The organism is Pseudarthrobacter sp. efr-133-R2A-89, assembly GCF_030209315.1.
Taxonomy (GTDB): domain Bacteria; phylum Actinomycetota; class Actinomycetes; order Actinomycetales; family Micrococcaceae; genus Arthrobacter.
Window position 1 is genome coordinate 165,242 of the sequence record NZ_JARVSE010000002.1, and the last position, 13,753, is coordinate 178,994.

Annotated in this window: 8 protein-coding genes; 3 read left to right on the top strand and 5 right to left on the bottom strand. The window is 66.0% G+C overall.

Annotation, left to right across the window (positions count from 1 at the left end; all coding sequences use genetic code 11):
* Positions 1–69: 69 nt before the first annotated feature.
* The 5 genes from QRM95_RS03575 to QRM95_RS03595 all read right to left on the bottom strand — a co-directional run bounded on the left by QRM95_RS03575 (position 70) and on the right by QRM95_RS03595 (position 6,325).
* Complete coding sequence (locus tag QRM95_RS03575) at positions 70–900, bottom strand: glycoside hydrolase family 16 protein (protein ID WP_285246481.1); 831 nt, start codon at positions 898–900, stop codon at positions 70–72.
* Positions 881–3,094, bottom strand: a complete 2,214-nt coding sequence (locus tag QRM95_RS03580) for a hypothetical protein (protein ID WP_285246482.1) — start codon at positions 3,092–3,094, stop codon at positions 881–883. The genes QRM95_RS03575 and QRM95_RS03580 overlap by 20 nt, the downstream gene beginning before the upstream one ends.
* A 72-nt stretch (positions 3,095–3,166) precedes the next feature.
* Positions 3,167–4,462 (bottom strand): glycosyltransferase family 2 protein, encoded by a 1,296-nt coding sequence (locus QRM95_RS03585; protein WP_285246483.1) that lies wholly within the window; start codon positions 4,460–4,462, stop codon positions 3,167–3,169.
* On the bottom strand, positions 4,459–5,451 hold the full coding sequence (locus tag QRM95_RS03590) for a glycosyltransferase family 2 protein (protein WP_285246484.1): 993 nt from the start codon (positions 5,449–5,451) through the stop codon (positions 4,459–4,461). Before QRM95_RS03590 ends, QRM95_RS03585 begins: the two co-directional genes overlap by 4 nt.
* Positions 5,452–5,455: 4 nt before the next feature.
* Positions 5,456–6,325, bottom strand: a complete 870-nt coding sequence (locus QRM95_RS03595; RefSeq protein ID WP_350223874.1) for a glycosyltransferase family 2 protein — start codon at positions 6,323–6,325, stop codon at positions 5,456–5,458.
* Positions 6,326–6,756: 431 nt separating this feature from the next.
* On the opposite strand from QRM95_RS03595, the gene QRM95_RS03600 reads away from it, so the two are divergent.
* From QRM95_RS03600 to QRM95_RS03610, 3 genes are all read left to right on the top strand, one after another.
* On the top strand, positions 6,757–8,997 hold the full coding sequence (locus tag QRM95_RS03600; RefSeq protein ID WP_285246486.1) for a PKD domain-containing protein: 2,241 nt from the start codon (positions 6,757–6,759) through the stop codon (positions 8,995–8,997).
* Between the two features lie 303 nt (positions 8,998–9,300).
* Positions 9,301–11,988 (top strand): helix-turn-helix transcriptional regulator, encoded by a 2,688-nt coding sequence (locus tag QRM95_RS03605; protein ID WP_285246487.1) that lies wholly within the window; start codon positions 9,301–9,303, stop codon positions 11,986–11,988.
* A 150-nt stretch (positions 11,989–12,138) separates the two neighbouring features.
* Complete coding sequence (locus QRM95_RS03610) at positions 12,139–13,731, top strand: sugar transferase (RefSeq protein WP_285246488.1); 1,593 nt, start codon at positions 12,139–12,141, stop codon at positions 13,729–13,731.
* Positions 13,732–13,753 lie beyond the last annotated feature (22 nt).

Below are 13,753 nucleotides of genomic sequence, written 5' to 3' on the forward strand. Positions count from 1 at the left end.
GCCACCCTCCAATCGGTTGCCGGAGCGAACTCCGGGGGTACGGTGCAAAGCTGTTCGGAGGGCCCAGGCCTAGGGTGTGTAGGCATACTGCACCACCCAATCGACCTGGAGGTGCCCGGCCGTGCCGGGGGCGGGGAAGGCGCTGGAGGCGTCGTCGGCCGTTTCCACCTGGAGCGTCCAGCGCATCGGGGTGTCCGGCACTCCCGCCGGCTTGGTGGTCTGGTCCACGAACTTCCCGTCCAGGAACCACTGGACCAGGCCGGGACGCCATTCGATGGTGGCAACGTGCCACTGGCCCGGCCGGGCCGCCGAATAGCGCCTGTCACCGGGGTCGAACTGCATGCCGGCCGGCGTCCGGGTTCCCTTGATCGCGGAGTTTCCATAGAGGGACCCGTCAAGGGCGCCCTCCGGCCAGTCGATCTCTCCTTCGTTCCAGTCGTCGCTGGCCGGCCAGAGGAGGAATGCCACCTTATAGCCCGGAAGGGAGTCGTACCTGAACCGGACAGAGTACCTTCCGTAGGTCTGGCCCGAATACCCGAACGGGATGACGCTGGCCACCCGCGGCCTGTTGTTCGAATAGTGGAGGTGGAAATCAAGGTAGCCGTCGTGGACCGACAGGACCTCGTCAGGGGTGTACGTTCCGAACCCCGAGGAATCGGAGAGCCCGTCGTAGCCGCGCATGTCCGGGCCGTAGACGCCGCCGACGGCCCCTGTTGCCGCAGCGACATTGAAGTCTTGGACCATGGTCTGGCGCCAGGACGGCAGGTCCCCGCGGGGCGCCCCGCTGACCTGCGAGGAATCCGCGTGCAGGGCCAGCAGGGCCGCGCCGAGCAGGGACAGGGACGTCACCGTTACGAGCGACAGTTGGTACACCCGGCCGCTAGTTGCCCCAGTCAGCACGGGAAACCTCATAAATACGCACCGACTTGTTCTCAAAGACCACCTGGGCGGCCTTGGATACGTTCAGGTCGTGCTCCAACGGGACCATCGCGTCCTTGGGGAACTGCCGCGGGACACCGGTCGAGGTCCGCTGCTGGAGGTCCGAGACCACAACGAACAGCCGGTCCGAGGCCCGCAAATTCGCTCCGGCCCGGGTCTTGTCCACATAGGCCACCATGTCGTCGCCGGTGAAGGGCTGGGTGGAACTGTGGAGCTTGGAGGCGACCGAAACCAGTTGGCCGGTGTGGAGGTAGAAGGAATAGTGAGGGCCGATCAGGAGCGGCAGGTGGTAGTTGGTCTCCACCACCGCATCGCCCTTCTGGATGTTCGCATCCAGCCAGCGGCTGGCCGAAACATCCGCCGCAGGCACCCTGACGTTGGCCTCATTCTGGAAATACACCGCAGTGAACATGACCGCCAGGACCGTAACCGCCGACGCCGCCCCGACCACTGCCCTCCGGGTGGGCACCCTGCCGCCCCAGAGGAACCAGGCCACGCCGAGGGCCAGCCACGGAAGGGCGAACATGAACACGCGGAGCCTGCCCTCGCCGCCGTAGGAGGTGCCGAAAAGCCCCAGGATCGGCGTTGCCGCCAGAGTCCCCACGATCAGGGTGGTGCGGATGTTGCCCAGGCGGATGTTGCGGATGAATCCAAGACCGGCCAGCAGCGCGGTGAACAAGGACAGGGCGAGCGCCTCGCGGGCCAGCCACCGCCCGGAGAGAAGGGAGGGGCCCGGGCTTCCGTTGGACGCCTTGTAGCCGGCGTTGGCGAAGAAATCGAAGCCGCTCAAAAGACCGTACTTGCCCGCCACGAAATCGACGTTGGGCAGGAGATAGAGCAAAGCCATCAGGAGGAGTGCCGGTGCAACCCACGCGGGCTTGAAGTAGCGGGTCAGGAACAGGGGGAAGAGTCCCAGGATGGCCAGGTAGGGAGTGAGCTGGTGGCTCATCACGATCATTGCCTGCAGGACAAGGACCGCAACGATTGCCAGTGCCTGCTGCCGGCCGCTGTACGTCTTGGGTTCCTCCACCTGGGCCCCGGACTTGGAGAGCTTGGCCGCCACCCGGCGCTCCAGCTTGAGTACCCAGCCGGCCGGTGTGCCGCGCAGGAACGTCAGGATCACCAGGCACATCGTCAGGTGCAGGGTGTAGGCAAAGGCCTGCGGTGAATAGTAGTTCTGGTTCAGCCAGTTGGTGAGGGTGAAGACCAGAGCGGCGGTCCAGTAGATCCGCGGGTTCCGGGTCAGGGTCTTGGCGATTGCGAGCACCAGCGCAACACTCATGAGCGCGAAGACCGGTTCAGCCCAGCCTGCGTACGCCATGGGGTCCTGGTATCCGCTGGATTCGCCAAGGAAGGCGCTGAAGAGGAAAAATCCGGGCCAGCGGTTGTAGATATCGATGCTGGGATCGAAATGCCCCGTGGTCTGGATCAGGTCCGTGACGGCAATGTGCTTGTACGTCCACGGCAGCCGCGGGACGGCGGTCAGCAAGCCGGCAGAGGCGTACAACATCACCACCAGCCCCGTCAGGGAGGCTCCCGCGAGCCTGCCTGAATGCAGCCGCTGACGCGAGATGCTCCAGATGCAGAGGGCCACCACCAGAGCCAGCGAGGCGTACCAGGTCACCGGGAAGGCAGTGATCAGCCCGTAGTCACCCAGGCGCGGGTTTGTGGCCGCTAGGGAGGCCACCCACATGCCCATGGCGGCCACCAGGACCAGCCACGGCACATAGGTGCCGGGTTGCGGGCGGGGCTGCGGGACGGAAGCGGCCCGGATCCGTGCCGGGCCGGGAACCAGGAGGGCGACGCCGGCTGCCAGCATGATCCCGACGGCGGCCGGCCGGGGATTCCAGAGTTGCAGCCAACCCATGGCCGCGGCGGTCAGGGCGAAGGCCGTAGCGCCAGCAACGACCGTGAATACCAGGCGGGCTGCCGGCTCCACGCTGGGGAGCCATCGCGCCAGCGCCCAGCCGGGCAGGACCAGGCACGCCAGGAGTTTGGCGCCGGCAAAGGACTCATCCCCTATGTCGAACAGGATCAGGGCCGCCGTCACTGCGCTCAATAAGGCCAGGGCGTAATCGACGTATCCGGGCCTGCGCCGGCGCGACGTGTGGGAGTTCATGGGACCGGAGACGTCACCCCTGATAAGAAGCGCCATACTGTTTCAACTCCTGGGTTGGCTTGCCACTGGCGGAGGGGTTCTCCGCACCAGCACTGGGTGGACTGTTTGTTATCTGCCGGCTGTCCGGCGGGACTGCAGGTACTTGTAGGGGCCGACGGCCACGGCCAACAGCTGCAGCCAGGCGAGCCTGGCCACCTGGGCTTCGAGGGAACCGTGGGCCGGTGGACCTTGGAGGGCCGGCCGGGCCTGGTGCTGGTGGGCCAGGTATTCCATCCCCACGCCCCAGCTCCTGGCCAGCGCCAGCCTGGCGGTGTGCGGATCTGTCATCACTTTCGTCATCCAGGCGCCCAAGCCGGTTCCGTAGCCGCGGGCCTGCACCCGGAGGTCTTCGAGTCCGTCCCGGTGGCGGTGCCACACGATCGCTGCCGGCTGGACCACCAGGGCGTATCCGGCCAGGATGACCCGCGTGAACATGTCGATATCCTCGCCGCCGCCCGTGGGGGTGCCCACGCCCAAGGCCGGGTCGAATCCGCCGAGGGTGAGGGCGGCGTGGCGCTTGAGGGCGAAATTCGCTCCGGTCCCGAAAGCCCCCGGGCTGAAGGGGAACTTCGGCAACCCCGCCGGCGGGTCTGCCAGCGAATAGACCCGCGGCACCAGGCTCCGCGACCAGCTCACCTTCGCATCGAAGTAGCCCTGGGTGGGGGTCCTGAGCTCCCCTGCCGGGACGAGGCCCGTGACGCAGGCAGCCTCGGGAGCGGCTTCGAACGCAGCGGCGATCTCCCACAACCAGGACCTGTCGACCACCACGTCGTCATCCGTGAACGCCACCAGGCTTCCCCTCGCGTGTTCCAGGCCGGTGTTCCTGGCATTGGACAGGCCGGGAGCGGGTTCGGTGACCAGGCGCACGCGCTTGTCCCTGAAGTCGCGGCGCACCAGTTCTTCCGTGTCGTGCGTCGCCGGTGCGTTGTCAACCACCACCACGTCGAAACGGGGATAGTCGAGCGCAAGGATGGTCATCAGGGCCCCCCTCAACTGCGGCGTGCGGTCCCTGGTACACACGACCACCGTGATGTGCGGGGCCGTCACCGCCGGCGGGAATGAAGTGACACGTGGCAAGGCCGCCAAGGCGTCCTCGAATACAACCCGATCCACGATTCCCGACGGCGACGGCACGTCGACGAATCCCCGCACGACCCCCGACGCGCGCACCAACAGCCGTGCCCGTTCGTATCCGGCATGGTTCTCCAGTTCAAAATGCGAGCAATCCGCAAGATCCTCCAGGTCCACCGACCCGATCCACCGGGCCCCCGGCCAGACCGGAGGCAACGCGGATTCCATGGCGGGCACCAGGATCAGTGCTTCGCCTTGAAGCCCCTCTAGCACATGGCTGGCGCCCTCGCTCATTGCACTTCCCTCCACTGTCCGCCGGCCGGAACCAGCGCGTCGTCGGACTCATCGGGCCCCGTCCAGTGCTGGAGGCGGCGGCCCTGGAAGTACCCGGCCGCGGTGCAGGCAAGCACCGCAATCACGGCGCCCGCACGGCCCAAGCCGTCGGGGCTGCCGTCGCGGCCCCAGGAACGCAGCCCGGTGAACACCGCCCGCGGAAGGACACTGCGCACGTACCGGCGCTCGGGCCCGAGGGCCCGTTTGTGGCCCACCAACTGGCTGACCTGGGCTTTGGAGAGCCCTTCGGACCAGGAGCGGGACATCATGTACCTCAACGTTCCGCGGGAGGCGGGGACGTGGTGGCGGACCAGCGCCGCCGGTTCGTACACGATGCGGGAACCGGGCGACCCCATCTGGGACCGGATGCAGATTTCGGTCTCCTCACAGCCCAGCGGCAAGGTGCCCTTGCGTCCCAGCGAGAGGTTGAATCCGCCTACCTGGCGCAGGACCTCGAGCCGGAAGGACATGTTGGCGCCGATGACGTTGCGGACTTCGGATGCCACCCGCGGCATGCCCCGGTGGCTGCAGCCCACGATCCAGTCCAGTTCCTCGGCGAAGTAGCCCGGCCGGCCGGCCTCCCACAGCGGGACCACCTTGCCACCCACGGCCAGGACGTCCGGATCGTCGTACAGCGCAACCAGGCGCTCGAGCCAGTCCGGCGCTGCCTCGGCATCGTCGTCAAGGAAGGCGACTATGTCCGACTCAACGAGCCCGACGCCGGTATTGCGGGCTCCGGACAGACCGGCCTGGCCGGTGCTCTCCACCACCGTGACGTCGTCGACGATCTCGACGAGCCTCTCGTACAGGTCCTCGTTATGGTCAACCACCACCAGCACCTGGTCCGGGGCCAGTGTTTGCTGGCGCACCGATTCGATGACATCGAGCAACATCCCCCACCGCGCCGAGGTGTACGCGCAGATCACCACCGTCACGGAGAGGGGTTTCATGCGATCAAGCATGATGGCTCACCGCCGGAGTAAGGACGCTATGCGGGTCCACGGGCAGGCGCGGGAAGCGGACGTTGGAATAGGTGTACTTCACGCGGCGGAGGGCCTCGGGGCGTGCGCCGGCAGTCGGCGCCTCCCACACGGCGCATTCCCGGGCCAGGGTGTGCAGCACGCGCCACCCGTCCCGGAAGGTCTGGAGGTTGGAGGCACCGGAGATCCTGTCCAGCTCCAGGCTGGGGACCTCGGCGATCCGCAGTCCCGCCTTGGCGGCCCGGACGATGAGTTCGGTTTCGATTTCGAAACCGTCGGACTCAAGCTCCAGCACCTCCAGGCATTCGCGCCGGAAGGCGATGTAGCCGTAGCAGAGGTCCGAGTAGTTGCTGTGCAGGACGGCGTTCGCAAGTCCCGTCAGCGCCCGGTTGCCTGCCTTCCGCAGCCGGGTCAGGTCTTCGGACCCGCCGCCGGTGACGTGCCGGGATCCCTTGACGAAATCGAAGTCGTGCTGGAGGGGTGCCACGAACCACCCGATCTCCTGCGGATCCATGCTGCCATCGGCATCCAGCATGACGATGATGTCCCCGCTGGCGGCCGCGAACCCGGAACGAAGGGCCACGCCCTTGCCTTTCCGGGGTTCGTTGACCACCACTACGTCCGCGCGAAGTGCCCTGGCCACTTCGACGGTGTTGTCCTGCGAACGCCCGTCCACGATCACCACTTCATCGACATAAGAGGGCATCCGGCGCAGAACCCAGGGAAGGTTCTTTTCCTCGTTCAACGTGGGAATAACAACGCTGATTGAAGCTTGTGGAAATAAGAGTCCCGGCTGGGAAAACAAAGCCGGCAGTTGGGGCGAAATCGACAATTGCCTCACCACTTCATGACAGTTCGGATTCTGGACAATGCCGCCGGCGGTTTCGCCGCGGCACATACGCTTGATCCGGTCATGGTCTGGTCGCTGATCCCCCAGCAACCCATCGCCAATCCTCTGGCCGTTCCCGGAAGACTACCCCCTACCTAATCCGGGTATCACGAGTAGTAGGTACTCACTTTTTACCCGGTGTTTACCCCCTGTTAGGCAAGTAGAGGGCTCGGTGTTTGCCGTTCGGATTAGGTATAGGGGATTACTGCGCACCCGAATCCATTAGGTAGGGGAGGGCAAATAACCCCCATTTAGGTATGCCACCCGCATTGCCCGCGGCGGCGTTCGGGCTTACGCTTCTCGGTACTTGGGGGCTTGAGCTCTTTGTTTCTGGGCCAACGGGCAGACGTCCCCTGAACTTTTCCTCATGCCCCAGGAGTTCCCTTATGAAGCTCAGACACTTCCCCAATCGGATGGGCCAGGCCCTCGTCGTCGCACTCGTTCTCGCAGCTTCCATCCTCGGCGTACCCGGGGCCGCTGTGGCCGACACCGTCTACGGCACCCAAGGCATGGCCTACTCCGGGGTGGCGAATCCACCCACATCGGACAAACCGCAGAGCAAGCTGTGGTGGAACGACGGCTCCTGGTGGGCGGACATGTGGAAGACCGGCACGGGGTGGAGTATCTACCGGCTGGACCGGACCTCCAACAGCTGGGTGGACACCGGAACCGTGAACGACACCAGGGGCAGCACGCTCGCGGATACATTCTGGGACGGCACCCACCTGTTCATCGCCTCGCATGTTGTAACCGTCAGCACCGACGGCACTCCCAAACCCTCGCTTTCCGGCCAGCCGGCAAAGCTCTACCGGTACAGCTATTCCGGCGGCAAGTACACGCTGGAAAGCGGTTTTCCCTCCACGATCACCAACAATTCAAGTGAATCCATGACGATCGACGCGGACTCCATCGGCGGAATCTGGGCGACCTGGACACAGGTGGGCGGGAACTCGACGTCCGGCTTCACCAACACCGTCTACGTGAACTACTCCAGCAATAATGGCGCCACGTGGGGTACCCCGTTCGTCCTCCCGGTGGCCAGTCCCAATCCGGCGCCTGATGATATTTCGGCGGTGGTGGCGTTCGGCGGCGGCCAGATCGGCGTCATGTGGAGCGACCAGCGGACGGACACCATGTGGTGGGCCACGCACGCCGACGGGAAACCCGCAAACTCCAACTGGAAACTCCAGCCGGCAATCAGGGGCAACGGGCAGGCCGATGACCACCTGAACCTCAAGACCCTGCAGGCAGACACCTCGGGCCGGGTTTTCGCCGCGGTGAAGACGAGCCTTAACGACACGTCCTCCAACAAGACACTGCCGCAACTGCTCCTGCTGGTCTTCAAGCCGGGCACCGGCGCCTTCACCCAGTCCACCATTGCCACCACCGGGGACTGCGTCTCCCGCCCCCAGATCGTCCTGGATACCCAGAACAACCTGGTGCGGGCATTCCACACGGCACCGCCCACCTCGGCGTCCGGCTGCGCGTTTTCCGGCGTTGCCGGCAGCATCTACGAGAAGACCGCTTCCATGGACAATCCTGTCTTTGGGTCGGGCCGCGGGACGCCGATCATGCAGGCTGCGTCGTCGTCGAACATCAACGACGTCACCACCAGCAAGCAGAGCGTGAACAACACCACCGGCCTGGTTGTCATGGCCAGCGACAACGTGGCCAAGCGCTACTGGTTCTCCGACCGGCCCCTGGGCGGCACTCCGCCGCCGGCAGGGCAGGCACCGGTGGCATCGTTCACCGCCAACCCCACCACCGGCACGGCGCCGCTTAACGTCACCTTCACGGACACGTCCACGAACACGCCTACATCCTGGGCGTGGGACTTTGGCGACAGCGGCACGGCAACAGTCCAGAATCCCGCCCACTCCTACGCGGCGGCCGGGACCTATACCGCCAAGCTCACGGCCACCAACAGCACGGGTTCGTCCTCCGCGACGGCCACTATCAGCGTCACCAGCACACCACCGCCGCCGACATCCGGCGGGATCACTGTGGTGAACGCCAACACGGCGAACTCGGGCACCGCCGTGACCACGGCTTCGCTGGCGGTTCCCGCCGGCACTTCCGCCGGTGACGTCCTGGTTGCAGCCATCACCGTGGACCTCAACCCCGGCCTGACGGCGCCGGCCGGCTGGACGGCGCTCGTCAACGGGCAGTCCATCAACGCATCCTCCACCTCCGGAGCGCGGGCTTACGCCTTCTACAAGGTGGTGGGTGCCTCCGACCCGGCCACCTACAACTGGACCCTCAGTTCGGCGGCAAAGTGGGGCGGCGGCATCACCGCATACCGCGGGGTCAACAACACCACGCCGCTGGACAGCCCGGTGGTGACGGCGGCTGACACCAGCTACTCCGCCACCAGCATCACGGTGGGCAGCATCACCACGGCCACCAATGGCGCCATGCTGATCGGCGGAGTGGGCTGCGACTGCAGTGCTCCGGTGGTCACCGCGCCATCGGGCTGGACCGAACGCTGGGAGGCCGCTGCCGGCCAGATTGCCGAGCAGGCGGACAAACCGCAGGCCACGGCGGGGGCCAGCGGGACGGCCACCTGGAGCTTGAGTGCCGCCCGCGCGGTTGTTGCCTGGCGGACGGCGCTCAAGCCTGCAGCCTAGGCATACCCGACGAGCGACAAGGAAAGCGGTTCCGGGGGCACCATACCGGGCCCCGGGGCCGCTCTTTGCCGTTTGACGAAATACAGAAAATGGCGAAGTAAATTCGCTACATCTCGAGTTATATGCATTCTTGAGCAATAGCTGCATTAAATCTTGATGAAATCCAGCGTTTACACTGTGGTGGAATAGTTCGCTCCGGGCTATATTCACTCATACCGGATGAACCCGCGCTGGGGCGCGTGAATCAACCTTGAATTGGCAGTGCAAGAATGCGGTCTCCTTCTTCGACGAATGGGGAACGCCATGCCGCTAGTGGGCCGGAACAAAGAACTGGACCGAATTCTGTCCGTCGTCCGCGGACCCAAGGAAGCTGCCTTGGCCATCGCCGGCAGCAGGGGAACCGGAAAATCAGCCCTCCTTGCCGAAATCCCCACCCTGTCCGACTACCGGACCGTCTTCATGGCCGCCAGCGCCGCCGAATCGGACTGGCCGCTGTCCGGACTGACGGCGCTCTTGAACAACATGGATGATCCCGTCCTCAACCGGATCGCCGACGATCTTCTCCGCGACACCGCCGGAGAACTGAACGTACCCGCCGTGTCCGGCATGCTCCTGAACGGCCTGCACCAGCGCTCGTCGTCCAGGACCGTGATCGTGATCGACAACGCCGACCAGCTGGACCACAGCAGCCAGGAAGTCCTTGGGTTCCTGGCCCGCCGCCTCACCGGCACCGACGTCGTCCTGGTCTTCGGACTCCGGGCGGACCTGCCCGAAGGCCCGTTCAGCGGCCTGCCCGTGCTGCAGCTTGGCCCGCTCACCTACAGCGACACCGTGCGGGTGCTGGAAAGCATCCCCACGAAACGGACCACGACGGCGGCCGCCCACGCGGTGGCCGCAGCCACCCGCGGCAACCCGCTTGCCGCCGTCGAACTCTACAAACAGCTCATGGACAGGCACGCTGAAGGAAAGTACGCCCTGCCCGTCCCGCTCGCATCGGTGGGAACTTTTGACGCCGAGTACGCGTCAGTGGTGGGTGCCCTGACCCCCGGCGCCCGCGGCGTCCTGGACCTGCTGGCGCTGTCCTACCGCAGCGATATTTCCACGATCGAAAAGATCGACCACGAGGTGTGGACCAGCGTGGACGAGCTCCTCAGCGCCGGCCTGGTCAAGCGCACCGGGCCGCACCTTGGGATTGGCGACCAGTTGCTCCGTGGAGCCGTCTTCAACGCAATGACCCCTGCGGTGCGCACCGCCAACCACCGTGCCCTGGCGGAAGCATCCAACAACACCGACCCCTACGCCCGCAGGTGGCACCTGAGTTTTACCGCCCTGGAACGCAAAACCCCGTTCCAGCTGCTCCGGCACGCCGTCGACCTGATCCGCGGCGGCGAGGTGGTTTTCGCGGTGGAGTACATCGAACGGGCACTGACCATCAACCCCTGGGAAGCCGAAACGGCGGCACGCCTCACCACGCTGGCGGAACTCCTGTTCAACCGGGGTGAATTCGTCTATGCCCGGCGCTACCTGGAATGGGCGCAGCGGGTGACCCGGAATCCGGCGCTGATCCTGCGGCTGACCGGCCTGTCCTTCGAGATCCAGTTCGCCCAGGGCGCCGCCGTGCGCTCCAGCATGGTGCTGCGCCTCGTGAAGGAGTTCGGCCAGCACGATCCCGCCTACGCGGCGGGCCTGCTGGCCATTGGAGCCCTCTACTACGCCGAGCGGTGGGAGTTGAAGGACGCCGCCGAACTCCTCCGGTGCGGCAGCGGCTTCAAAGGCTCCGCCTCCGCACAGTGCCTGGCCATTGCCGGCCGGGCCGCCACCCTCGTGGAATCCATCAGCGGCAACACCGCGAACCTTGCCTCCAAGTATGAGCAATCCGGCACCGCGCGGGTCGCCGGGCTCCTGGTCCAAGGCCGCGCGCTGACCTACGCCGAGCACTATGAGAGCGCCCAGGAGGCTTTTGCCATGCTCCGGGGCTCGGCGGAACCCGGTCACGTCAACTGGCGCGAAACCGCAGCCCTGATGGCAGTCGACAACGAAATCAGGGCAGGGAATGTCCGCGCCGCAGTCACGCTGATCGACGACCTGGAGCGCACCGAACCGGAAATCAAATACCACCGTGGCATACGGCACTACTACCGGGTATGGCGCGCCTACGCCACAGGCGATGCCGCACGCGCCCAGGCGCACGCCGTCGAGGCCCACCGGTACGCGGGCGCGGACAGCCACCCGGCCCTTACCGCCCAGCTCGCCGCCTGCCAGGGCCATTTCGCCTTGCTCCGCGGTGACCTGGCGGAATCCGTTGCCCAGTTGTCGCGGGCCGTCGAGATCGGCATGGGGTTCGGCAACCCCACCCTCCTGCGGTGCGAAGCCGACCTGGTGGAAGTGCTCATCCGCCTTGGCCGGCACCATGAGGCCACCCAGGCGTTAATGCGCCTCGAGGGCCGGTCCGCAGGATTGCGTTCCCCCTGGCTGATGATGGCCGTAACCCGGAGCCGCGCCATGCTGGCCGACGGCGAACAGTCGCTGCAGCTCTTCTCCCAGGCCCTCCAGGGCCGGAACGGGCACATGCTGGAGCACGCCAGGACACTGATGTGCTACGCGGAGCGGCTCCATGCTTTCGGCAAGCTGCGCGACGCACGGGACGCCCTGCTCCGGGCCAAGGTGATGTTCGACGAGGCAGGGGCGGATGCCTGGACCCAGCACGTGGATGCCCTGCTCCTGGACGAACGCGTGGAACCGGTCCGGCAGCAGGGCAACCCGGCCTTGCTGATGCTCGCAGACCACGAGCGCTCACTGGCCAAAATGGTGGCCCGCGGCATGCGGAACAAGGAAATTGCCGCCACGCTGTACGTCTCGGTGCGCACCGTGGAAGTACGCCTGACTGCCATCTACCGAAAGCTTGGCGTCGAGTCCCGGGCCCAGCTCACCGCCCTCGCGGCGGACAAGGGGCCAGCCGCCAGGGAACCCTACGTGCTGCCCGTTTTGTAGCCAAAATCCCTTCGGTTGCGGTACCCGCAGTTTCCGCAGCCTTCCCTTGCAAGACCCACAAAGGCCGCGCCGGCCCCCTTCAAAGCCGACTTTCCGCGGCTAGTTTTGCTTCACAGCCAGGGGACAGGCGCTACGACCGAAAGGGTAATCATGGCAGAGATACCAGTTGTCAGGACCCGACGTTCAGCCTTCGACTGGCTTGTTCCGCCCGCTGCTGCACAGCGGGTGGCAACACAGCAGCCGGTGGCAGGGGAAACCGCAGGAACCCGGTTTCCCCTGCCACCGGCAGCCCCCATTCTTCCCGCAGCGCATGCCCGGCCCCGCAAGGCAACGGCAGCCTGGATCAACCGGCACACCAACCTCCTCCGGGCCGCGGACGCGGTGCTTGTCATGCTCTCCGCCTATGCCGGTTTCCTGCTGTCCGAGGCGGGATTCTCGCCCGAGGGTCCCAGGGACGGCGGCGCTGCTGCCGCGGCCGCCGCGCTGACGGCCACCTGGCTGGCGGCGCTGGAGATCTATCACACCAGGGATCCGAAAGTGCTTGGAATCGGCGCTGACGAGTACAAGCGGGTGGCCGCTGCCACGCTTCGCATCTTTGGCCTCCTGGCCCTCGCCGCCGTGATCTTTTCCGTCCACGGTGCCAGCGCGTTCGTGACCGTGTCCCTTCCCCTTGGCCTGGCGGCCCTGACGCTCAACAGGCGGGCATTCCGCCGCCGCCTGACCGCCGAAAAGGCCAAGGGCCGCCACCTCTCCCGTGCCGTGGTGGTAGGCGAGCCGGAGGACGTCCGGTACGTGGTCCAGCAGGTCCGCAAGTCCGGGGCTGTCTACGAGATCCTGGGCGCCTGCCTTCCGGGGGCGCGCCGCGGCGCAGGACTAAGGGTGGACGGCTGCACGGTGCCGGTCCTGTCCTCGACGGACGATATTGCCCGTACTGTCCGCCTCGCCGACGCGGACTCGGTGATCATCGCCGGCCCCCTGCCGGGCGGCAACAGGTTTATCCGCGAGCTTGGCTGGAAACTTGAGGAGTCCTCCGCGGAGCTGATCCTCGCAGCAACGCTCACCAATGTTGCCGGCCCCCGCATCCACTGGCGGCCAGTGGACGGCCTGCCCCTCATGCACGTGGACATCCCGCAGTATGGCGGGGCAAAACACGCCATGAAGCGGATCATGGATGTGGCCGCGGCGCTGGCGGCCCTCCTGGTGCTCTCACCCGTCCTCGTGGTGCTGGCGCTGATCGTGAAACGGGACAGCCCCGGCCCGGTCCTTTTCCGGCAGGCCCGGATAGGCAAGGACGGCCACGTCTTCGGGATGTACAAGTTCCGGTCCATGGTGGTCGACGCCGAGGCGCGGCTGGCAGGGTTGAACCAGCAGAACCAGGGTGCCGGGGTGCTCTTCAAGATGAAGGACGATCCAAGGGTCACCCGCTGCGGCCGCTGGATGCGCAAATATTCGCTCGACGAGCTCCCCCAGCTCTGGAACGTGGTGCTGGGCGACATGAGCATGGTGGGTCCCCGCCCGCCGCTGGACCGGGAGGTCAGCGGCTACGAACGCCACACCCACCGCCGGCTGCTGATCAAGCCGGGCATCACCGGCCTCTGGCAGATCAACGGCCGCTCAGACCTTGCGTGGGAAGAAGCGGTCCGGCTGGACCTCTACTACGTCGAAAACTGGTCCCTTGCCGGTGACCTCCTGATTCTTTGGCGGACGTTCCGGGCTGTCGTCCGGCCGTCCGGCGCTTACTGACACACTCACAAAATGGGAAGAA